18 protein-coding genes are annotated in these 21,452 nt (G+C 65.7%); 5 read left to right on the forward strand and 13 right to left on the reverse strand.

What is annotated here, in order from left to right:
• Positions 1 to 50 precede the first annotated feature (50 nt).
• On the forward strand, positions 51 to 1,211 hold the full coding sequence (locus D6T63_RS02050; RefSeq protein WP_235830496.1) for an ROK family transcriptional regulator: 1,161 nt from the start codon (positions 51 to 53) through the stop codon (positions 1,209 to 1,211).
• A 75-nt stretch (positions 1,212 to 1,286) separates the two neighbouring features.
• Here the strand turns inward: D6T63_RS02050 and D6T63_RS02055 are convergent, their stop codons facing one another.
• Complete coding sequence (locus D6T63_RS02055) at positions 1,287 to 1,526, reverse strand: DUF3073 domain-containing protein (RefSeq protein WP_120147342.1); 240 nt, start codon at positions 1,524 to 1,526, stop codon at positions 1,287 to 1,289.
• Positions 1,527 to 1,819: 293 nt separating this feature from the next.
• On the opposite strand from D6T63_RS02055, the gene D6T63_RS02060 reads away from it, so the two are divergent.
• The gene (locus D6T63_RS02060; RefSeq protein WP_182976842.1) at positions 1,820 to 2,623 is read left to right on the forward strand and encodes a septum formation family protein; all 804 of its coding nucleotides are present in this window, start codon (positions 1,820 to 1,822) and stop codon (positions 2,621 to 2,623) included.
• Positions 2,624 to 2,686: 63 nt separating this feature from the next.
• Here the strand turns inward: D6T63_RS02060 and clpB are convergent, their stop codons facing one another.
• On the reverse strand, positions 2,687 to 5,311 hold the full coding sequence (clpB, locus tag D6T63_RS02065) for an ATP-dependent chaperone ClpB (RefSeq protein WP_120147344.1): 2,625 nt from the start codon (positions 5,309 to 5,311) through the stop codon (positions 2,687 to 2,689).
• A 135-nt stretch (positions 5,312 to 5,446) separates the two neighbouring features.
• Positions 5,447 to 5,917 (reverse strand): sarcosine oxidase subunit gamma, encoded by a 471-nt coding sequence (locus D6T63_RS02070; RefSeq protein ID WP_328588643.1) that lies wholly within the window; start codon positions 5,915 to 5,917, stop codon positions 5,447 to 5,449.
• Positions 5,918 to 6,127: 210 nt separating this feature from the next.
• Here D6T63_RS02070 and D6T63_RS02075 point away from each other — a divergent pair, with 210 nt between their 5' ends.
• Positions 6,128 to 6,955: an IclR family transcriptional regulator gene (locus tag D6T63_RS02075; RefSeq protein WP_120147346.1), complete on the forward strand. Its 828-nt coding sequence runs from the start codon at positions 6,128 to 6,130 to the stop codon at positions 6,953 to 6,955.
• A gap of 50 nt (positions 6,956 to 7,005) precedes the next feature.
• Here the strand turns inward: D6T63_RS02075 and D6T63_RS02080 are convergent, their stop codons facing one another.
• Both D6T63_RS02080 and D6T63_RS02085 read right to left on the reverse strand, forming a co-directional pair.
• Positions 7,006 to 8,142 (reverse strand): aromatic ring-hydroxylating oxygenase subunit alpha, encoded by a 1,137-nt coding sequence (locus D6T63_RS02080; RefSeq protein WP_120147347.1) that lies wholly within the window; start codon positions 8,140 to 8,142, stop codon positions 7,006 to 7,008.
• Between the two features lie 84 nt (positions 8,143 to 8,226).
• Positions 8,227 to 9,483, reverse strand: a complete 1,257-nt coding sequence (locus D6T63_RS02085) for an NAD(P)/FAD-dependent oxidoreductase (protein WP_120147348.1) — start codon at positions 9,481 to 9,483, stop codon at positions 8,227 to 8,229.
• A 260-nt stretch (positions 9,484 to 9,743) separates the two neighbouring features.
• Here D6T63_RS02085 and D6T63_RS02090 point away from each other — a divergent pair, with 260 nt between their 5' ends.
• Both D6T63_RS02090 and D6T63_RS19115 read left to right on the forward strand, forming a co-directional pair.
• Positions 9,744 to 10,118 carry a bifunctional 3-phenylpropionate/cinnamic acid dioxygenase ferredoxin subunit gene (locus D6T63_RS02090; protein ID WP_120147581.1) on the forward strand — a complete coding sequence of 125 codons (375 nt, stop codon included), beginning with the start codon at positions 9,744 to 9,746 and terminating at the stop codon, positions 10,116 to 10,118.
• Positions 10,115 to 10,462, forward strand: a complete 348-nt coding sequence (locus D6T63_RS19115; RefSeq protein ID WP_182976843.1) for an ACT domain-containing protein — start codon at positions 10,115 to 10,117, stop codon at positions 10,460 to 10,462. The genes D6T63_RS02090 and D6T63_RS19115 overlap by 4 nt, the downstream gene beginning before the upstream one ends.
• A gap of 595 nt (positions 10,463 to 11,057) precedes the next feature.
• On the opposite strand, the gene D6T63_RS02100 is transcribed toward D6T63_RS19115, so the two are convergent.
• The 8 genes from D6T63_RS02100 to D6T63_RS02130 form a co-directional block, all read right to left on the reverse strand.
• A complete protein-coding gene (locus D6T63_RS02100; RefSeq protein WP_120147582.1) occupies positions 11,058 to 12,662 on the reverse strand; it encodes an APC family permease in 1,605 nt (534 codons plus the stop codon).
• Positions 12,663 to 13,295: 633 nt separating this feature from the next.
• Complete coding sequence (locus D6T63_RS02105; RefSeq protein WP_120147349.1) at positions 13,296 to 14,933, reverse strand: GMC family oxidoreductase; 1,638 nt, start codon at positions 14,931 to 14,933, stop codon at positions 13,296 to 13,298.
• Positions 14,934 to 16,430 (reverse strand): aldehyde dehydrogenase family protein, encoded by a 1,497-nt coding sequence (locus D6T63_RS02110; RefSeq protein WP_182976844.1) that lies wholly within the window; start codon positions 16,428 to 16,430, stop codon positions 14,934 to 14,936.
• Between the two features lie 158 nt (positions 16,431 to 16,588).
• Positions 16,589 to 16,729, reverse strand: coding sequence for a hypothetical protein (locus D6T63_RS19120; RefSeq protein ID WP_182976845.1), 141 nt, complete (start codon positions 16,727 to 16,729; stop codon positions 16,589 to 16,591).
• 99 nt (positions 16,730 to 16,828) lie between these two features.
• A complete protein-coding gene (locus D6T63_RS02115) occupies positions 16,829 to 17,455 on the reverse strand; it encodes a TetR/AcrR family transcriptional regulator (protein ID WP_120147351.1) in 627 nt (208 codons plus the stop codon).
• An 85-nt stretch (positions 17,456 to 17,540) separates the two neighbouring features.
• Positions 17,541 to 18,500 (reverse strand): 2-hydroxyacid dehydrogenase, encoded by a 960-nt coding sequence (locus D6T63_RS02120; RefSeq protein ID WP_120147352.1) that lies wholly within the window; start codon positions 18,498 to 18,500, stop codon positions 17,541 to 17,543.
• Complete coding sequence (locus tag D6T63_RS02125) at positions 18,497 to 19,696, reverse strand: pyridoxal phosphate-dependent aminotransferase (RefSeq protein WP_120147583.1); 1,200 nt, start codon at positions 19,694 to 19,696, stop codon at positions 18,497 to 18,499. The genes D6T63_RS02120 and D6T63_RS02125 overlap by 4 nt, the downstream gene beginning before the upstream one ends.
• Before the next feature lie 341 nt (positions 19,697 to 20,037).
• Positions 20,038 to 21,435: an L-serine ammonia-lyase gene (locus tag D6T63_RS02130; protein ID WP_120147353.1), complete on the reverse strand. Its 1,398-nt coding sequence runs from the start codon at positions 21,433 to 21,435 to the stop codon at positions 20,038 to 20,040.
• Positions 21,436 to 21,452: the final 17 nt, after the last annotated feature.

Below are 21,452 nucleotides of genomic sequence, written 5' to 3' on the forward strand. Positions count from 1 at the left end.
CCAGGCCAGGTGCGCAGAAGGCTCCTGCAGGACGAAGGAGAACCAGGGCTGTGCGGTCACTACCCGGCGTGGCGAACGGCACCGAGGGCCTTCGCGCACAGAACCTGTCCCAGATCCTGACGATGGTGCACCGGTACGGCCCGTTGTCCCGATCGGAACTGACACGGCGCACGGGCTTCAACCGTTCGACGGTCGGCGCCCTCGTCCTCACACTCACGGAGCGGAACCTGGTCCGTGAGACGGAGCCCGCCGCCGGTGGCCGGGTCGGTCGGCCGAGCCCGATCGTGCAGGTGAATCCCGGTGTGGCCGTGCTCGCCGTCAATCCAGACATCGATGCGCTGACGGTCGGCGTCGTCGGCCTGGGCGGCCGCGTGCACGCACGGGTGCGCCGCGAGACCCGGGGTATCCCGACGCTCGACGACGCCGTTCAGCTCACCCTCGACATCGTGTCCGACTTGCAGCCCCTCCTCGCCGGCCTCGACAGCCTGCTCGGCGTCGGCATCGCGCTTCCCGGGCTGGTCAATGCCGGTACCGGCCGCGTCCTGGTCGCACCCCACCTCGGGTGGCAGGACGCCGACCTCACGGGGCCTTTCGGCGCCGCGCTGGGACTCCCTGCCGTCGCCGCGAACGACGCCTCCCTCGGATCCCTTGCGGAGAGCATCTTCGGGGCCGCACTCGGGGTGGCCGACGCCCTCTACCTCAACGGCAGCGCGAGCGGCATCGGTGGAGGAATCGTGACCGGAGGCGCCCAGCTGGTGGGCAGCCGCGGGTACGGGGGCGAGCTGGGGCACACACTCGTTCGTCCCGGCGGATCACCGTGCCACTGTGGCCGATCAGGCTGTCTCGACGCGGAAGTCCGGCTGGAGCGGCTGCTGGGCGCAGCCGGGCTCGACGGCGGCGGTATCGAAGCGCTGGAGATCGTGCTGTCCGACGGGCCCGTGGAGGCCGTCCGCCTCGAGGCGGAGCGCCAGGTGGAACTCCTGGCCGTAGCTCTCGTGGACTTCGTGAACATCTTCGACCCGGAGCTGATCCTTCTCGGCGGCTTCCTGGGTTCTCTCGTCGGTTTCGCGGGCCAGAGCCTCGGGGATGCCGTGAACGAGGCATCCCTCGCCGGCAGGGTCCACGTGCGCCGGGCCGCGCTCGGACCCGAGCTGCTGCTGGTCGGTGCAGCCGAGCTGGCCTTCCGGCCCTTGCTCGCCTCGCCCGCCTGAGGGCACACCAAACGGCGCATCGCCCTGTCGGGCTGATGCGCCGTGTGTGTTCACAGGAGAACGGCAGACCCTGGGTCAGCCGATGCGGCGTGAGCCGCTCCCCCCACTGTCGTCGTCGATCTCGTCGGCGTACTTGTCCGCATACTCCGAGTAGTCAGGTTCAACTGGCTCGATAGCTTCGGTACGTCGGCTCGAAGCACGACTACCCGGGCCTGTGAGCTCTCGCTGCAGTGCCGAATAATCAGTGGCCGGGCTGAAGTACTTCATATCCCGGGCCTGCTTGGTAGCTTTTGCCTTTTGACGGCCGCGCCCCATGGCGTGACCCCCTTTGTGCGTCGATCCGGAGGTGGTCACTGGGGCACAAAGGCCCAAGGCTGCAGCGAGGCCCCGGATTATTCGGTCAATTTGTCGTAACTATAGGTTACATGCTTTCAGGGCCACCCGAATGCCGGTTGTCCCTGGCGCTCCGGAGCCGGACGCAGGGGGCCGGGGACGCACTGGCCCGAGACGCCGTGGAACCCGATGACGGTCGATCTTGGATAGAGTCAAAACCGCGTCGGAGCCTCCCGACTGCGAGTAAGAGGACTACAAGGAGACAGCGGCCCACAATGAGCGATGAGGAGCAGGCAGCGCGGCGTCCGGGCCACGAGCCAGGGCCCGGGCCGGAGCCGACGCAAGGCGCCGAGGAGCACCAGCCCGTCGGAGGCCCCTACGCCTTCGCGCCGCAGGGCGGCGAACCCGGTCTGGGGGATCCTGGGCTGTACCCGGGTACCGATCCAGGGTCCGTGGGACCGGCACGACCGACGGACCCTGCGGAATCGGGCAGCACCTCGCCGTCGGCGCTCGACCAGAGCGGTGGTGCGGCAGCCCGCGGCGGATGGATCCCGATACCTCCGGACCCGGGCGAGGAACCGGCAGAGCATCCCAAGCGTGACCGCGCCCGGTCCACGGGCACCCGCCTCCCGCTGCTGCTGATCATCGGCGGCGCGATCATCCTTCTCGGGCTCCTCATCTGGCTGCTCGTCTCCCTCTTCGGCGGAGCGGATGATGAAGCGCGCGTGGACCCGTCGTCGCTCGCGGCCGGTGAGTGCCTCGCTGACTTTGCGGGCATCACCGAGGATGCCGTCCTGGTGGACTGCACGGAGGCCCACAATGCGCAGCTCGTGGCGAGCGAGGACTATCCCGATGACGCCCAATTCCCTGGTCGCGACCAGCTGGGGATCCGCGCCGAGGCCGCCTGTGCCGCAGCCTCCGCGGACATCAACCCGGACGTCGTCACCCAGGAACTGCAGGTGACGCTGCTCCGCGCCACCCCCACCGCCGAGACCTGGGCAGATGGCGACCGGACGGTGGACTGCTTCGCCGTCGTCGAGAATGGCGACACGCTCACGCAGAGCCTGCTCAACCCCTGACGGGTCGGGCCCCGGATGCGCGAGAGGGAGGAAGCGCAAGGCCCCTCCCCCTCGTGCGTCAGGCTAGCGGGCCGCGTGCACCAGCAGGCCGCCCGTGTCCGGTCCGGCGTCGCCGAGCGCATCCGTGGCCACCTCCCGGCGGTCCACCACGACGGTGTCCCCGTCGACGATCTCACCGGCGAGGATGCCGCGCGCGAGCCGGTCGCCGATCTCCCGCTGGACGAGCCTGCGCAGCGGGCGGGCGCCGTACGCCGGGTCGAACCCGGTGAGGGCGAGCCACTCGCCGGCTGCCGCACTGACGTCGAGGGTCAGCCGGCGGTCGTGCAACCGGTCACCCAGCGCCCGGACCTGCAGGTCGACGATCCGCGAGAGCTCGTCGAGGCCCAGCGGATCGAAGATCACGACGTCGTCCAGCCGGTTGAGGAACTCCGGCCGGAAGTTCGCGTTCACCGCGGACATGACGGCCGAGCGCTTTGTGGCCTCGTCGAGCGACGGGTCCACGAGGAACTGGGAGCCGAGGTTCGAGGTCAGCACGAGGATGACGTTCCGGAAGTCGACCGTCCGGCCCTGGCCGTCCGTCAGGCGACCGTCGTCGAGCACCTGCAGGAGCAGGTCGAAGACCTCGGGATGCGCCTTCTCCACCTCGTCGAGCAGCACCACGCTGTAGGGCCTGCGCCGCACGGCCTCCGTGAGCTGGCCGCCCTCCTCGTAGCCCACGTAGCCCGGAGGAGCACCGACGAGGCGCGCCACGGAGTGCTTCTCGGAGTACTCGGACATGTCGATCCGGATCATCGCGCGCTCGTCGTCGAACAGGAAGTCAGCGAGCGCCTTCGCCAGTTCCGTCTTGCCCACACCCGTGGGGCCTAGGAACAGGAACGAGCCGGTGGGCCGGTTGGGATCGGACACCCCTGCCCGGGCGCGGCGGACGGCGTCGGACACTGCGGCCACCGCCTTCTGCTGACCGATGAGCCGGGCACCGATGGCTTGTTCCATGGCGAGGAGTTTCTCGCTCTCGCCCTGGAGCATGCGGCCGGCCGGGATTCCGGTCCAGGCAGAGATCACTTCGGCGATGTCATTCGCCGTGACCTCCTCCGCGACCATGAGCTCCGGCGTGCTGGCCGTCTGCTCCTCTGCGGCCTGCGCCTCGCGGAGCTCGCGCTCCACCTGCGGGATCTCCCCGTAGAGGATGCGGGACGCCGTCTCGAGGTCGCCCTCGCGCTGGGCGCGGTCGGCGTGCGAACGCAGGTCGTCGAGCGACGCCTTCAGGTCACCGACGCGGTTCAGGCCCGCCTTCTCGGCCTCCCACCTCGCGTTCAGCGCATCGAGTTCCTCCTGCCGGTCCGCCATCTCCGCACGCAGCGCCTGCAACCGTTCGGCGGACGCCTCGTCCTTCTCACGGGAGAGAGCCATCTCCTCCATGTGCATGCGCTCGAGGGACCGGCGCAGCTCGTCGATCTCCACCGGTGCCGAGTCGATCTCCATCCGCAGGCGCGAGGCGGCTTCATCGACGAGGTCGATGGCCTTGTCCGGGAGCTGGCGGCCCGGGATGTACCGATGGGACAGCGCGGCTGCCGCGACGAGCGCAGAGTCCGCGATGGACACCTTGTGGTGCGCTTCGTAGCGCTGCTTGAGCCCGCGCAGGATGCCGATCGTGTCCGGCACGGACGGCTCCCCCACGTAGACCTGCTGGAACCTGCGCTCCAGCGCCGGGTCCTTCTCCACGTTCTCGCGGTACTCGTCGAGCGTGGTGGCACCGATCAGGCGCAGCTCTCCGCGGGCGAGCATCGGCTTGAGCATGTTGCCGGCGTCCATGGACCCCTCGGACGCACCCGCTCCGACCACGGTGTGGAGTTCGTCGATGAAGGTGACCACCTGGCCGTTCGACGAGCGAATCTCCTCGAGGACGGCCTTGAGCCGCTCCTCGAACTCCCCGCGGTACTTCGCGCCGGCGATCATCGAGGCGAGGTCGAGGCTGATGAGCCTCTTGCCGCGCAGCGACTCGGGCACGTCGCCCGCCACCATGCGCTGGGCCAGCCCTTCGACCACCGCGGTCTTGCCGACGCCGGGCTCACCGATGAGCACCGGGTTGTTCTTGGTGCGGCGGCTGAGCACCTGCACCACGCGGCGGATCTCGGCGTCGCGTCCGATCACGGGATCGAGCTTGCCGCTGCGGGCCACCTCGGTAAGGTCGACGCCGAACTTCTCGAGTGCCTGGAAGGTGTTCTCCGGGTCGGGTGTGGTCACGCGTCGCTCGCCCCGCACACCAGGCAGCGCGGAGGCCAGCGCCTCGCGTGTGAGCCCGACGGAACGAAGGATGTTGCCCGCTGCCCCGCCATCGGCGGCCAGGCCCAGCAGGAGGTGCTCGGTGGACACGAACTGGTCACCCAGGGTCTCGGCCTCCTGCTGGGCGGCGCTGATCAGCTGCAGGGCGCCGCGGGAGAACTGGGGTTGTGCCACGGAAGAACCCGACGACGACGGCAGGGCCTTGATCGCCGAGCTCGCCTGCACGCTCACCGTGTCCGGATCGACTCCCGCTGCCCTAAGGAGTGCGACGGCGATGCCCTCCCGCTGATCCATGAGCGCCTTGAGGAAGTGCGCCGTATCGATCTGGGCGTTGCCCGCCGTGGAGGCGTTCATTGCAGCAGCTGACAGCACCTCACGGCTCTTGGTGGTGAAGTTGGTATCCACGCGCGGTTCCTTTCCGTTCTGCCGAGGGGTTCCGGCAGTCACATTGAGTGTACTCGACTCAACTTTGCGGACGGAACAAAAATTCCCCGCCCTTCGCGCACGGAACACGGTGATGATGCACGGTGGACAGGGCCGTCAGGCGACCTTGGCGCTGGTGAATTCCGTCATCGCGTCGAGCAGCCACTTCACGGTGTAGTCGCCGAAAGAGGCACGAGGCATGATCCGATACTCGTTGTCGCCGACCTGCCACAGCAGCACCTGCACCGGACCGAGTGTGGTGGAGACAGCTTTCCCGGGGCCGAACGCACGAGGGTGCAGATCCACATGGCATCCCTTCTCCAGCACCGCCCGCGCAGAGGGGCCGGACAACTCCAGTGTGGTCCGGTTCGCCGACAGGTCGACGACCTGGCCGAAGGACCCGGCACGGGCGAGCTCACGGCTCATCCGTACGGTCAGCGGGTGGGTTGCCAGGCTGATCAGGGCTCCGGGCTCCCGGTCCTGCCGGTCGGTGAGTTCCTCGGGGATGACGGTTTCGTCGGAGCTCACGAGCAGGAACTCGTCGGGCCCGAGCCACAGGACCGCGACGGCGTCCGCGCTGCCGGTCACTACTCCGCACCTATCGGGCCACGGCACGCCTGCGACGCACTTCTGGGTGCGGTTCTGGAGGGCGACTGCGAGAAGGCGAGCTCGATCATGCTGCGGCACGTCCAGGAGTTCGAGGCGCAGATCCGGACCGTCCTGTGACCATCGCGGCGGCATTCCCGGGGCCGGGTACGACAGTCATTTCGGGGCCTGTGATCTCTGGGAGTATGAACTATGGCTTCGAACAATGAACGCGACGTCGGCGTCGATGTGGAGACAGGCCAGCAGGGTGGCGTGCAATCGGTGGACCGGGCACTCACGGTCCTGGAGATCCTGGCGCGGGATGGCCATGCCGGGGTGAGCGACATCGCCGAGGAGATGGGCATCCACAAGTCCACGGTCTCCCGGCTCCTGGGTTCGCTCGTGAGCCGGGAGATGGTTCATCAGAACAGCGAGCGCGGCAAGTACCAGCTGGGTTTCGGCATCCTGAGACTGGCGAGCTCGATTCCCGGCCGATTGGGGCTGGTTCGAGAGGCGCGTCCAGTGCTGGAGAGCCTGGCCGAGGAATTCAAGGAGACCGTCAATCTCGCCGTCCTGCGCTCGGGCTACGCCGTCAATCTGGATCAGGCCATGGGGCCATCGACCCTGGCGACGTTCGACTGGGTGGGTAGTCTGACACCGCTCCACGCCACGTCCAGTGGAAAAGTGCTGCTGGCGGCGCTGTCCGCGGAGGAGCGGGATCGGGTGCTGGGGGGAATCGGGATGCCTGCTCGGACTCCGCGAACCATCACCGACAGGAACGCGCTGGAAGCCGAGCTGCTGGAGGTCGCCCGCAGCGGCTATGGGATCGTCCGGGAGGAGTTCGAGATCGGGCTGAACGCGGCCGCGGTTCCGATCTTCAACCATCTGGGCACCGTGATCGGTGCAGTCAGTATCTCGGGCCCTGCGTTCCGCTTCGATCCCGAGGAGGCGTCTGTGCTCCTCGAGGGATTGAAGCAAGCCGGGCTGCGTATCAGCGCGAAGATGGGTTATGCCGGGCCCGAACGCATGGCCGGTGGTTGAGCCTCCCGCAAGCAGGAGGTTCGACCACCGGGTTCATCACGGGGCTGCGTTCAGGAGCTCGGGGTGACGTCCCCTACCTTGCCCGACACCCAGTCATGGAAGGCGGCGATGTGGTGTTCGCTGGGCACCAGGACACCGCCCTTGGCATAGACTTTCGAGCTCATGGCCGGCTGACAGCGCTCGCAGGCGTCGAAGTCCTGCTGGTTGACACGGTGGAACAGCTCCACGGACGCGCTGACGTCCTTGCCGCTTTCCACGACACTGGGCACGTACAGCCAGTCACACTCCACCACGGTGCGGTCCGCGGCCAGGGGGAACATGCGGTGGATGATCACATGGTCCGGGACCAGGTTCACGAAGACCGTCGGTTTGATGGTGATGGCGTAGTAACGGCGGTCCTGGTCCTCATCGATCCCCGGAATGCGGTCCAGTCCTTCGGAGCCGTCCACCGTGAAGCCCTTGATGTCGTCGCCGAAGTCGGCGCCGTGTCCCACGAAGTACTGCGCTGCGAGTCCATCGGCGAACTCCGGCAGCACCTCCGTCAGCTCCGGGTGGATGGTGGCGCAGTGGTAGCACTCCATGAAGTTCTCGATGATGAGCTTCCAGTTCGCCTTCACCTCGTAGCGGACCCGCCGGCCCAGACTGAGGTTGGCGACGTCGTATCCTTCGATCGCTTTTACATCGCCGAGCCGCTCCTCGATGGCGCCCATGACGTCCAGCTCGAACGACGGCGGCTCATCGGCCAGGCAGACCCATACATAACCGAGGTATTCACGGATGTGCACCTTCACCAGACCGTATTCGTCCCGGTCGATGTCCGGCATCTTGGTCAGATTGGGCGCCGCGATGAGCCTGCCGTCGAAGTCGTAGGTCCAGGCGTGGTACGGGCACTGGAACGACCGGGCAGCCACCCCCTGTTCCTCCATGCGGAGTTTCACGCCGCGGTGCCGGCATACGTTGTAGAAGGCGCGGATCCCACCTTTCCGGGTGCGGCTGATCAGGACGCTCTCGCGCCCGATCTGGACTGTCCGCCAGGCGCCCGGCCTGTCCAGATCGGCGGAACGGACGGCACAGAACCACATCTGTTCGAAAATCCGTTCCTGCTCCGCCCGGAAGATCCCCTCGTCCACGTAGGTGTACCCCGGAAGGGTCGGGATCAGGCTCGGGGTAGTCAGTTCAACGGACAACTCGTTCTCCTCACGAACAGATACGAACAGCGGGATGGGGGCGGAACCGGTCAGGACAGGAAGAGTGCAGGTGCGCGGCGTCGGTCACACCAGCGCGGGAGCATCCGTGTGAGCCGCTACCCGGTTCTCCCATGCCGGCAGCGGGGCGGTCAGGGGCGAAGCCGGCCGGGCAGGAGTTACCTGCGCCCGAACCGGGAGGCTTCGACGCCATCGGCCGAACAGCCGCGGCTGGTTCAGGGCCAGGACTGCAACCGGCGCATCCGCCCGGTAGTAGACGGCGAGGCAACTGTGGGCGTCCATCTCGCCGGCCTCGATCTCCAGCCGGTCGTAACCCGTGGAGTCGCCGGCGAATTGGAGCTTGACCCCGTACTGATCGGACCAGAAATAGTGTGGTTTGACCGGCTTCGGTTGCGCTTCGGGGTCCAGGAGCGTTTCGACGGCAAGGGCTGCGCGCTCGAAGGCCCCGGTCCAATGCTCCATGCGGTGGTGGCAACCGGTTGCGGGGTCGAACCAGGCGGCACAATCACCCACCGCCACGATTCCGGGAACGCTGGTGCGCCCCTCGGAGTCACACAGAACCCCGCCGGCCAGGTCCACGCCTGAGCCTGCCAGCCATTCGACGTTCGGTTCGGCGCCGATGCCGACGACCACGACGTCGGTTGCGATGTAACGTCCATCCTTCAGGTGGATGCCGGTGACGCCGCCTTCCTGGCCGTCGAAGGCTTCGATCACCGCGGAGGAGATCAGCTCCACACCGTTCGCTGCATGGAGGCCGCCGACCAGGGCGCCCATCTGCGCACCGAGCTGGACGCTGAACGGAACGGGCTTGGTATCGATGATGGTCACCTGCATACCCCGCGAGGCGGCCGCCGCGGCAACTTCAGCACCGATGAAACCGGCACCGATGACTGCCATCCTGTTTCCGGACACCAGGGCGGAAGCCAGGTTCTCCGCATCGGTAAGGGTTCGAAGTGTGTGGACATTGCCGGAGCCGACGAGGGCGGGCAGCGTGCGGGCCCTCGCACCCGTGGCGATGACGATGCCGTCCGCCTGGACGGTGCGTCCGTCGTCGAGCGCGATGGTTCGTGACGATACATCCAGGAACACTGCTGCGGACCCCAGCATCCACTCGGCCCTCAGCTCCTCCGAGTCCGACTCCAGCAGGATGTCCTCGGCCTGGACCCTGCCGAGGAGGAAGTCCTTGGACAGCGGGGGCCGGTCGTAGGGCCGATGGGGCTCGTCCCCGATCAGAACAAGCCGACCGGAGAAGCCCTGGGCGCGCGCTGCCCGGGCCGCGGACAGGCCGGCCAGGGAAGCTCCTACGATTGCCAGCGTCTCCATCTACCAACATCCTTCGATCGCATTTTGCGCAACACTGATCGCTATATGCAACAGCGTCCTTGGATCGGATAACAGTGTCAAGAGTGAAGTGGCGGTCGGAACGGGATGGAGGACACATCGGCAGGAGGCGGTCTTGACAGGGCACGAGGACTGGCCCAGCCTGTTGCATATAGCGATCACGGTTGTTCACTACGGAACAGCGCCGTATGGAGTGGCTCGACGCGATTCGCCCGCAGTAGGCCATGGAGAAGAGGTTCCGCGTGCACAAGGCTTGTCCACTCAGCGAACTTGCACCAGGGGAAGCGCTCCGATTGGACACGACGCCCCCTATCGCCGTCTTCCACACGGAGGAGGGCGAACTTTTCGCCCTGGACGACACCTGCACCCATCAGGACGCGTCCCTCGCTGACGGCTGGGTCGAGGACTGCTGGGTCGAGTGTCCCCTTCACGCCTCGAGGTTCGACCTCCGCACCGGAGCCGTCGACGCCCCGCCTGCCAAGCTGCCGATCCGATCCCACGCCGTCACCGTGATCGATGGCGACATCATGATCACGGAATCGAAGGATGCACCCAACCTTCCCCCGGGTCTCACGATGGCCTCGACACCGACGCCAGCACCCAGGAGCACGTCGTGACCATCCTGGTCGAGGGCCGACCAGCGGGCAGCACGACTGCCACGGCCGGCGCCGCGACGGCAACCAGGACCAGACGCGCCGAATTCGTCCTCACACTGTCCTGCCCCGAGCAACCCGGCATCGTCCGGGCCGTGACGGCATTCCTGGCGGACCTCGATTTCGACATCGTGGAACACCAACAGTTCGACGACCACGTGAGCGGGAATCTCTACCTACGCACCGCCTTCACCGCCGGAGCGCCGGACGCCTCGCCGACACCTCATACGGCGGAGCTCCTCACGGCTGCGTTCGCTCCCCTCGCCGAGGACTTCGGGATGGGATTCGCCATCGAAGTCGCCAGCTAGTTGTTCGAGCAGGGTGTTCACGTCAGTGCGGTCGTGAGGGCTCAACGTTTTTAGGTGCGCGAAGCGCTCAAACCACTGCCGCGCGTACTGACGTGCCGTGGGGTGTGACGGAAGCTGTCGTCGTCAGAGTGGTCTTGGAGACGCCTTCACGCTGCTTGTCCGGCAGTGCCATCGTGCTGCCACGCCTAATTTGCTTCGGAAGTCAGTATGTCGCCGTCATAACGCAGGGTTATCGGCGATCGAACAACGGGAGTAGCAGTAGCTGCGGAATCCCCCGATGCAGGCGGAATTATGGCGTTTCCGTGAAAAGAGTCTGGGGAAATCTGCTTGCATGTTGAAGTCTGGGCGCAGGGTTCGAAGTTTTGGACGGGATTCTTGTTCCAAGGTGCTCCCCCACAACTCAACTGGCTTGGTTTTGAGGTCGCAGTGGCGACCCGAACATCGGCGGTACCACATGAACCGCCAAGAGCTAGCAATGGCCTGTCAGGAGACGGGCCTTTATAAGGGGTTTTGCATCCCGCCTAAACACATGTCCAACAAGCATCTCTCCGCCGGCGGACACCGGCGGAGGGATGCCAAGGGATCTCTTCACAATCTATGCACTGGGCCGCGCGGCTCTGGTCCGGTCTGAGTCCGACACCATTGAAGTAACTGCTGAGGCGCCGGTTCGGGCGGAGCTTGGCGACGATTGACCGGTGATGCCCGCAGCGTGCTCGGCCAAGATTCCTGTCCGGTGTCGGATCCGCAGACGATAGAGCAGTGCCCCGCCGATGGTCACGGCGGCCACGAACATGACGCCGCCCCATTGCAGGTACCACGCGAAGGGCGGGACCGAGTTGTAGATCTCCGTTCGCGGCCAGATCAGGTTCAGGGTCATGGCCCCGCCCCAGAGCACCGCGAGGATGTTCACGGGGAGGCCCCACTTGCCCAGACTAAATCCTGCTTCAGATTCACCGTTGTCCGTCCCTGTGTCGGGAAGCGGCCACACCTTTTTGAAACGCCGCCGCAGCAGCGGCACTGTGACCAGCAGGTAGGACAGGTAGATCAGGACAATGCTGATGCTGGAGAGGATTGTGAAGATCGCCGGCTGGGAGACGTTAACGATCAGCGGAATGATGGCGATGATTCCGATGACGATGGCCGCGACGGTGGGCGTCTTCCGTTGTGGGTGCACCTTGCTGAGCTGGCGGCTGAAGGGCAGGTTGTTGTCTCGGGCCATAGCGAACATCATGCGGATGGCGGCAGCGTGGACAGCGAGCGCGCAGACACTGATGGCCACGACGATGCACACCAGGAAGGCCTTTCCGAACGGACCGCCCAGTACGGATAGCACGATGTACTGCAGGCCGCCATCGGCAGATCCCAGCTTGGGATCGTTCAGGTCCGGCGCGGCCAGGAGCCCACCGAGGAGGATCAGGCCGCCTAGCACGAAGGACGCCGTGATTGCTCGGAGGATAGCTTTGGGGGCGGTCTTCTTGGGGTTCTTCGTTTCCTCACCGAGGGAACTGGCGGTGTCGAATCCGTACATCACGTAGCCGGAGGCCATGGCGCCGATCAGGAATACCCCGAAAAAGCCGAGGTCATGGTTCTCGCCGAAGCCTGCGGTGTCGAAAAGGACCCCCGGCCCGCGCACTACGTGCCATCCGAGGGCCAGGATGAGGAGCGCGGCAGCGGTGAGCTCTATGAAGACGCCGATGCTGTTGATCTTGGTCATCAGCCTCACGCCGAAGGCGTTGATGAGGGTGGAGATGGTGATCAGGACAGTAGCCAGCAGGACGCCGTTGATCGCGAAATCAAGCGCGCCGGTACCGTCCCCGACGATCTGGAACCCTGACCAGATCTGCGGCAGAGTGAGCTGCAGCGCCAGAGCGACGGCTCCCAGTGCCATGGTCGAGGAGATCAACAGCAGCCAACCCGCGAGCCAGGACCAGGTTCCGGAGGTTAGCTGTTTGGCCCAGTTGTAGACCGAACCGGCCACCGGGTAGCGGCCCGCCAATTCGGCGAAGCACAGCGCCACCATCAGCTGGCCTGCGAAAACGAGCGGCCAGGACCACGCGTAGGCCGGGCCGGCCATGGAATAACCGAAGTAGAACAGTTGGAAAACACCGGTGAGGATGGAGATGTAGCTGACGCCGGCGGCGAAACTGGCGAACTTGCCGATACTCCGATCCAGCGTTTGGGCGTAGCCGAACTCGTGCATGCCGCTCGTATCAATACTCTTGCTGCGTTCCACTATCTGAACTCCTAGATTGGAAAAGCACGATGGTGATGAACCGCGGTCGCCATTGGACGCAGGTGAACTCGACGGCTACCACCAAGTTCTGGTCCCCGCCGTTACGCCTCTGTTTTTGCCTGGGCCCTGTGCCTGCGCCGGTTTCTCAGGGAAAGGGATTCAACCAGCCTCTGGGTGCGACGTCCTGGCGGATGTAACAGCCTCGTGGTACTCGTCAGGCTGTATGCGACGTTCGGGCCGCACCGGTTGAGCGGCCCGGATCGTCGTCCGCGATCACCCTGGCCCGGTGTATCCGACGACCCCCGGCGCCTTCAGCAATGCCTGCCCGATTATGTGGTCGACCTGGTCCCAGGGGTAGCGGGAACAAAAACCGCCGAACCCGCTTTTGTGCGGGCTGGGTTCGGTGTGACCTGACTCATACGATGCAGACTAGTTCGCATTGAACAGGTGTTCAAGGCCTTCGTGTAACGGTCGTGCGAACAGATGTTCAAGTTCTTAAGGAGCGACCCGCTCGTGTGCAGGCGCCTCTGGTGGAAGGAGGATGAGCCCCTTCCATCAGAAACGCTTGATGTGAGCTGAACCGCTATCGATGCCCGCAGGTCAGGCGGGAGCGACGGCGAAGTGCGTCTCCGCAGTTCTTGCGCCGGCTCGGGAAGCTCGAATGAGGTCTGCGCATCGCTCTCCGATCATCATGACGGTGATGTTGGGGTTCACCGTTATGTGCTCGGGCATGACCGAGGCATCGGCCACGCGCAGGCCGCTAACCCCCTTGACCCGCATCTCGGGGTCGAGCGGTGACGAATCGTCGTTCACCGGGCCCATGCGGACCGTGCCGACGGGGTGGTAGACGGTGTTGTGCGTCTTGCGGATGTAATCCTGCAGTTCATCGTCGGTCTGGGCCTCAATGCCGGGAGAGAGCTCACGGCCGGTCCAAGGGGCCATGGCAGGTTGGGCGGCGATCTCCCGGGCCTTGCGAATACCGGCGACCATGACGCGCATGTCGTGGCCCCCCGCATCGGTGAAGTACCGCGGGTCGACGACGGGCTTGTCGCGGAAATCCCGGCTGCGCAGCCGGACGGTGCCGCGGGAGCGGGCATGCGTGACGTTCGGGGTGAGGCTGAAGCCGTTCTCCGTGGTGGGGTAGCCGTACCGCAGGGTGTTGAGATCGAACGGGACCGAACCGTAGTGCATCATTAGGTCCGGGCGGTCCAGGCCGTCCTCCGTAGAGGTGAAGATGCCGATCTCCCACCACTGCGTAGAGGTCTGCACCATCGGCTGCCTGGCTTCGAACTGCACGACCCCCTCGGGGTGGTCCTGCAGATTCTCGCCCACGCCGGGCGAATTAACCAGGACCTCGATGCCGTGCCCGGCGAGATGGGCGGCGGGACCGACACCGGAAAGCATGAGCAGCTTGGGCGAGTCGATGGCGCCGGTCGAGAGGACGACCTCGAGACGCGCGGAGAGCAGATGGGTCCGGCCGAATGCGGAGTCGACGATCTCGACTCCGGTACAGCGTTTGTCCGCATCGAACACCAGTCGGCGTGCGCGCAGTCCTGTCAGCAGTGTGAAGTTCTCGCGCTCGATGATCGGGTGGATGTAGGAGACTGAGCTGGAGGAACGGGTGCCATCCGCCCGGCGGTTGATCTGGAAGAAGTTGGCGCCGTTGATCACGGTAGTGCCGGTGTTGAACTTCACGCGCGGAATGCCGACCTGTTCACAGGCGTCGAGGAGCGCGACGCCGGTGGGATCTGCTGGAGGCACGTTCATCAAATGCACGGGGCCCGAGTCACCGTGGTGCGGCGCGTCCGCACCGGCGTCCTCGTTGGTTTCCAGCCGCTGGTATAGCGGCCACGCGGACCCAGCATTCCAGCCGGTGGCGCCGTGCTTGGACTCCCACTCGTCCAAGTCCTCACGCGGGGCCCAGAAAGCGATGCAGGAGTTATGGCTGGAGCAGCCACCCATGATCTTGGCACGGGCGTGGCGCATGAAGGAGTTGCCATTCTCCTGCGGTTCGATCGGGTAGTCCCAGTCGTAGCCGGATTCCAGCAGCTCCATCCAGCGGTCGAGCTGCAGGACCTCGGGTACGCCGCGGTCATCTGGGCCGGCTTCCACCAGCGCGACGGACACGGCCGGGTCCTCGCTCAGCCGGGCAGCGACTGCAGCTCCGGCGGATCCACCGCCGACGATGATGTAGTCGAACTCGCGGTCGTCGAGGTTCTCGATGGTGTCGATATGCATCTAGTTCTCCTTACCGTGGTCGGCGAACCAGCCGGTCACTTGCGGGGTGATGTTCTGGTAGATGTGCTTGGCTTCCTGATACTCGGCGAGGCCGGTCGGCCCGAGCTCGCGGCCAACGCCGGACTGGCCGAAGCCGCCCCATTCGGCCTGTGGCAGGTAGGGGTGGTAGTCGTTGATCCAGACCGTGCCGTGCCGCAGCCGGTTGGCGACGCGCTGCGCCTTCCCGGCGTCCTGCGTCCAGACCGCCCCGGCCAGTCCGTAGATGGTGTCGTTGGCGGTTGCCACCGCCTCCTCTTCGGTGCGAAAGGTCTCGACGGTCACCACCGGGCCGAAGGCTTCGTCGACGACGACGGACATTCCCCTCTGCACGCGGTCTAGGATGGTCGGCTGATAGTAGAACCCGGCGTCGTACTTCTCCCCTTCGGGTGCCGCACCGCCGCACCGCAGCCGTGCACCCTCCTCCACCCCACGCTGGACGTAGGTGGATACCTTCTCGCGGTGGGCCGCGGAGATCAGGGGTCCGGTTTCCGCAGCCTCGTCGAACGGGCCACCGATGCGGATGTCCTGCGCGCGGCGGACCAGTTCGTCGACGAAGCGCTCGGCGATCGATTCCTCCACCACCAGCCGCGCTCCGGCGGAACAGACCTGACCGGAGTGCACGAATGCCCCGTTCAGTGCGTTGTCCACGGCGGAGTCAAAGTCCGCGTCGGCGAACACCACGTTGGGGTTCTTGCCGCCGAGCTCCAGGGCCACCTTCTTCACGGTACCGGCGGCAGCAGCGGCAATACGCTTGCCGGTCTCCAGACCCCCGGTGAAGGAGACCAGGTCGACGTCGGGGTGTTCCGAGAGGGGCGCGCCCGCCTCGGCGCCGGGGCCCGTCACGAGGTTGGCGACGCCGTCCGGCAGGCCCAGGTCCTGCAGCAGCTGCATGGTCAGGATGGCGGTGGACGGGCTCAGCTCGGAGGGCTTGAGGACGAAGGTACAACCGGCGGCCAGCGCCGGGGCGATCTTCCAGGCGGCTTGAAGCAGGGGGTAGTTCCAGGGCGTGATCAGGCCGCAGACACCCACTGGCTCGTGAACGATCCTGCTGATGACGACGGGGTTCCCTGCATCGACCACGCGACCCGACTGCTGGCCCGCGAGCCTTCCAAAGTATTCGAAACACGCGGCGATATCGTCCATGTCGATCCGGCTCTCGATGATCCTCTTGCCGGTGTCCAGTGATTCGGCGCGGGCGAACTTCTCGCGGCGGTTCCGCAGTTCCGCGGCGACCCTGAGGAGGAAGGCGCCGCGCTCGGGCGCCGGCACCGAGTACCAAACACCGGAGTCGAAGGCTGTCCGGGCCGCAGCGATGGCGCGCTCGGCATCCTCCCGGCCGGCCTCGGACACGGTGGCGACCAGTTCGCCGTCGGCCGGATTGCGGATCTGCCGCACCGCGCCGGACGCGGCCGGCTCCCATGAGCCGTCGATGAACAAAGTGGCTGCGGTATCGGTCAATGTGTCTCCTTGAGTAGTACGGCTTCGGTGATGCAGCGACGGCCCCGCTTGGAGTTCATGGCGACGGGTGGGCCCGCACCACCGGCGCGCCCGGTCCGTGAGTCCCGGCGCAGGAAGGTGTCCGGATGAAGGGATGGTCCGGAGCGTTCAGACCCGCGCTATCGACCGCGCAGCCGACCGTGCAGCCGACCCTGCAGCCGGGACGGGGCGCCGAAGTCCTCGGACAGGCGTACCGGCCCGAGGTGTCGGTGGGGTCGACGTCCGTCGGACGGGAACCGGAGGACTGTGGCGTGAGTCATACGACGTACAGTAGTTCAGGTTGAACAACTGTTCAATAATTCTACTGAACGAATGTTCAATCTCGGCCATGAGGCCCCATCCGCCCGGTGCGAGGGTGGTCAGGATTCTCGCGGTCTGTCCGGGTCGTGCTCGTTCGCTCCTTGACCGGCGAAGGCGATGTGTTCGGTGCGGAGGATGCTTCTCTGGATGGCTGCCTTGTCGATGCCGAGGAGCGCCGTCAGCCACATGCCGTTCTGTATGACGACGATGTCATCTGCACGCTCCCTGCACTCGGCGCGGGTGAGCCCGGTGTTGGCATTGCCGATGAGCGTCGCGAGCGCGTCGAGATACCGGTCGAACGCCGTCGCATTGATCAGCGCGAAATCCTCGTGGGCCTGCGCGAGAGCCCACAGGTGGAGACGCAGGGACAGGTAAGGAGTGGTCAGGAGGTCGGCGCCCGCAACGCGTCGTAGGGCGTTGCGGAGTTGTTCGTCCGGCGGCGAGCCCGGGTCTGGCTCGACGAGCATCCGGTCGTGCTCATCGATCCGGTGCAGGATCGCCCGGATCAGGCTTGCCTTGTCCTCGTAGTAGTAATTCACGAGTCCCAGTGCCACATCGGCCTCACGCGCCACAGCGCGCATGCTGACACCTGAGATGCCATGTCGTGACAGTACGGTCAACGCCGCCTCGAGGATGCGGGACTGCCTGTCAACCTGTTCGCCTGGGTTCACGGTCCTTGTATCCACCCGGCCAGACTATGGCGAAACCCGGAAGGGTGCATCCCGAATGCACCTGGTTCCGCGGCTGCCGCCGGCATCAGCCGCCTTCCCTCTAGTTGATCGGCGCGGGTGGTCGTTGGTCGCTGAGTACGGCGAGGGTGTTGTCTGCTGCGAGCATCGCCATGGCGGTGCGGGTCTCGACGGTGGCGGATCCGAGGTGTGGGACGAGCGCAACGTTCTCGAGCTCGAGCAATCCAGGGTGCACGCGGGGCTCGTTCTCGTAGACGTCGAGTCCGGCGCCGGCGATCTGTCCGTCGCCCAGGGCAGAAGCGAGGGCTGCTTCATCGACGATGGGTCCGCGGGCGGTGTTGATGAGGTAGGCCGAATCCTTCATGATGGCGAGTTGTTCGGCGCCGATCAGGTGATGGGTGGCGGGCCCATAGGGGCAGTGCACGGAGACGATGTCGGAGACGCTCAGCAGCTCGTCGAGGTCGACGCGCCGGGCGCCCAGTTCTGCGGCGATCCCGGGATCGATCTCACTGCGCGACTGGTAGATGATCTCCATGCCGAAGGCTCTGGCCCGGCGCGCGGTGGCCTGGCCGATGCCACCCATGCCCACGATGCCGAGGGTCTTGCCGCGCAGGCTGCTACCGAGCAGGAAGAACATGCCCCACGTCCAGGGCCGGCCGGAGCGGACGAGTCGTTCGCCCTCGCCGAGCCGGCGGGTCGCCATGAGGATCAGGCCGAGCGCGATGTCGGCTGTAGCGTCCGTGAGTACGCCAGGGGTGTTGGTGGCCACGATGCCCCGTTCGGTGCAGGCCGCCACGTCGATGTTGTCGTAGCCGACGGCGACGTTCGCGACCACCTTGAGCTGCGGGCCGGCGGCGTCGAGCAGCTCGAAGTCGATGCGTTCGGTGAGCAGGCTCACCACGGCGTGGGCCCCGGCAACCCGGCGCAGGAGCTCCTCGCGGCCGATCGACTCCGGCCCCTGCCAGGCATCGACCTCGTGCTCGGCGCGAAGCTTCTCGACAGCGGCTTCGGGTATCCGTCCCGTGACGACGACCCGGCTCATGCCGTCTCGATCCACTTGCGCAGGAGGCCCAGGCCCTCGCGGATGTCGGCGACGTCGATGCCCGAGTAGGCGAGCCGGATGTACTGCCGCTCTTCGCCGGGCTGGCGGCGTCCGAAGTGCTCACGGGTGCAGAAGGAGACACCGGTCTCGCGCAGGGCTGCGGAGGCGAAATCACCGACTGCCGTGTATCCCATCCGCTGCATGGCCTCGGTGACGTCGGGGAAGAGGTAGAACGTCGACGTCGGCACGGCGACCTGCACGCCGGAGATGTCATTCACGAGTTCGCATGCGGCATCCCGTCGCTCGCGCAGGACGTCGAGCATCTGCTGTACGGGCTCCTGGGTGCCACGGAGTGCTTCGATGCCGGCCCATTGAACGTAGTGCGTCGTGCACGATTCATCGTTGGTGTTGAGGGTGCTGAGAATTCTGGCGATCTCGATCGGGGCGACGGCGCAGCCCAACCGGGATCCGGTCATGGCGAACTTCTTGCTGAACGTGTAGAGGATCACGGTGCGCTCCATCATGCCGGGAAGCGAGGCGATGGAGCTGGAGACACCTTCGTAGCGCGTCTCGAAGTACGCCTCATCGGAGAGTACCCAGAGGTCGTGCTCCTGGGCGAGCTGTGCGACAGCCTCCCGCTCGGCCGACGTCGACTCGGCCGAGATGGGGTTCTGCAGGTCGTTGTAGATGATCGCGACGGTATTCGGGGTGATCGATGCGCGCACCTGGTCGAGATCGATCGCGAAGCCCTCGCTCGTGGGCAGGTAGCGGTACGGCACCGCTGTCCCGCCGAGGTACTCGATCTGCGATTCGTAGATCGGGAAGCCGGGGTTGGGATAGAGCACTTCCTGGCCGGGGTTCATGACCGCCTGCAGGAATTTCGTGATCACGGGTTTGCCTCCCGTCATCACGACCACGTTGTCAGGGAGGAACTCGATACCTCGGCGGGCCCCGATGTCGTCCGCGAGTGCCTCGCGCAACTGCGGGATACCGGGGCCCGGGCAGTACCCCGTGTAGCCGTCGGCGATGGACCGGTTCATGGCTTCGATGATGTGCGGGGCCGTCGGGATGTTGATGTCGCCGAGATGGAAGGGGTACACGAGGTTCCCCTTCGCCTTCCAGGCGGCCGCTGCCTGGGCGACGCTGAAGGCGGTCTCGGTGCCCAGACGTTCGAGCCGGTTCGCAAGTTGCTGCATGCTGTTCCACTCCTCATCGAGATTGTGATCGATCTTCTTCGGCAATGATCGCTGCTGTGCGCATTGGGGCGGTCGGGCAGGGTTGACGGGTGCCTTTCCCGAACCGACAGCCATGACCTTTTTGGGGACGTGATTCCTGGTCCGTTTCCGGGCCTACGCGGTTACCAGCCGTTGTACTGCGCCGTGAAGTACAGGAGAACCGACATGATGGACAGGGCAGAGAGAGCGACGCAACAGTCTGTGACCTGTTGCCGTGCACGCGGTGTCCGGAAACGGGCTCCTGGAGGTGGTTCGGGGTATGCACCCCGACCGTCGAGCTTCCCATGTCCTGTCATTGCTGCTCAGCACTCCACGACGTTGACGGCCAGCCCACCCATGGCTGTCTCCTTGTACTTGGAGCTCATGTCCTTGCCTGTCTCCCGCATGGTGATGATGACCTCGTCGAGGGATACCCGGTGTATACCGTCTCCCCAGAGCGCCATCTTGGCGGCATTGATCGCCTTCGCCGCGGCAATGGCATTCCGCTCGATGCAGGGCACCTGAACCAGACCACCGATGGGATCGCAGGTCAGTCCGAGATTGTGCTCCATCGCGATTTCGGCCGCGTTCTCGACCTGCGATGGGCTTCCGCCCATCACTTCGGCCAAGCCGGCAGCAGCCATGGACGATGCAGAGCCCACCTCGCCCTGGCATCCCATTTCCGCGCCCGAGATCGAGGCCTGTTCCTTGTAAAGGACTCCGACGGCACCAGCCGTCAGGAGGAACTTGACCACCACGTCATCGCGATCCTGCTGGTCGGCATCCCGCATGCCGGGCGCGAAATGCAGGGCGTAGTACAGCACGGCGGGGATGATGCCCGCAGCTCCATTGGTTGGTGCGGTGACTACCCTGCCCCCGGATGCGTTCTCCTCGTTGACGGCGAGGGCGATGAGGTTGACCCATTCCTGCCAGTACTTGGGGTCATGGTCCTTGTCCTCCTTGAGCAGGCGATCATGCCAGTCGGGGGCGCGCCGACGGACCTTGAGTCCGCCGGGTAGCAGCCCTTCGCGCGTGAGGCTGACCTCCGCACAGCTTTCCATGACCGAGTAGATGTGGAGTAGGCCCTTCCGGATCTCCTCCTCCGTGCGGCTGTCCTTTTCGTTGGTCAGCATCACGTCGCTGATACCGAGAGAGGTTCGACGGCAGTGTTCCAGCAATTCCGCAGCGGTGCGGAACGGTAGCGGAAGCACCTTCTTCGACGTGTCGAGTTCCTGTTGGGCGGCGTCCTCCTCACCCTCCCGCACGATGAAACCTCCGCCGACCGAGAAGAAAGTAGCCGCATGGAGGACCTGCTCGGCCGAACCGTAGACGGTGAACGTCATGCCGTTGGTGTGCCGCGGCAGGATCGTCAGCGGGCGCAGGACCATATCCCTGACCCCGTAGGGCAAGGACACGCCCTGACCGAGCTCCAGAATGCCGGTGCCGGCGATGGCTGCCAGCCGCTTCTCCACCTCCTCGGGCTGGATCAGCTCCGGATGGAAACCTTCGAGACCGAGAAGGATCGCCGTCATGGTTCCGTGTCCGTGTCCTGTCGCGGCGAGGGACCCGTAGAGGTCGACCCGCAGTGATTCCACATCGGCAAGGATGCCGGCGGCCTTCAGCTCTTCGCTGAACACCGCGGCGGCCCGCATCGGTCCGACGGTGTGCGAGCTCGAGGGTCCTATCCCGATGGAGAAGAGGTCGAAAACTCCTACAGCCATGTTGTCGTTCCTTCGTT

The sequence above is a fragment of the Arthrobacter cheniae genome (genome assembly GCF_003602275.1).
Lineage (GTDB): Bacteria > Actinomycetota > Actinomycetes > Actinomycetales > Micrococcaceae > Arthrobacter_D > Arthrobacter_D cheniae.

Bases quoted from the DNA above. Each gene is read 5' to 3' on its own strand.
- D6T63_RS02055 (WP_120147342.1), bottom strand. From the start codon at position 1,526: ATGGGGCGCGGCCGTCAAAAGGCAAAAGCTACCAAGCAGGCCCGGGAT.
- D6T63_RS02060 (WP_182976842.1), top strand. From the start codon at position 1,820: ATGAGCGATGAGGAGCAGGCAGCGCGGCGTCCGGGCCACGAGCCAGGG.
- D6T63_RS02075 (WP_120147346.1), top strand. From the start codon at position 6,128: ATGGCTTCGAACAATGAACGCGACGTCGGCGTCGATGTGGAGACAGGC.
- D6T63_RS02085 (WP_120147348.1), bottom strand. From the start codon at position 9,483: ATGGAGACGCTGGCAATCGTAGGAGCTTCCCTGGCCGGCCTGTCCGCG.
- D6T63_RS02100 (WP_120147582.1), bottom strand. From the start codon at position 12,662: ATGCACGAGTTCGGCTACGCCCAAACGCTGGATCGGAGTATCGGCAAG.
- D6T63_RS02105 (WP_120147349.1), bottom strand. From the start codon at position 14,933: ATGCATATCGACACCATCGAGAACCTCGACGACCGCGAGTTCGACTAC.
- D6T63_RS19120 (WP_182976845.1), bottom strand. From the start codon at position 16,729: ATGACTCACGCCACAGTCCTCCGGTTCCCGTCCGACGGACGTCGACCC.
- D6T63_RS02120 (WP_120147352.1), bottom strand. From the start codon at position 18,500: ATGAGCCGGGTCGTCGTCACGGGACGGATACCCGAAGCCGCTGTCGAG.
- D6T63_RS02125 (WP_120147583.1), bottom strand. From the start codon at position 19,696: ATGCAGCAACTTGCGAACCGGCTCGAACGTCTGGGCACCGAGACCGCC.
- D6T63_RS02130 (WP_120147353.1), bottom strand. From the start codon at position 21,435: ATGGCTGTAGGAGTTTTCGACCTCTTCTCCATCGGGATAGGACCCTCG.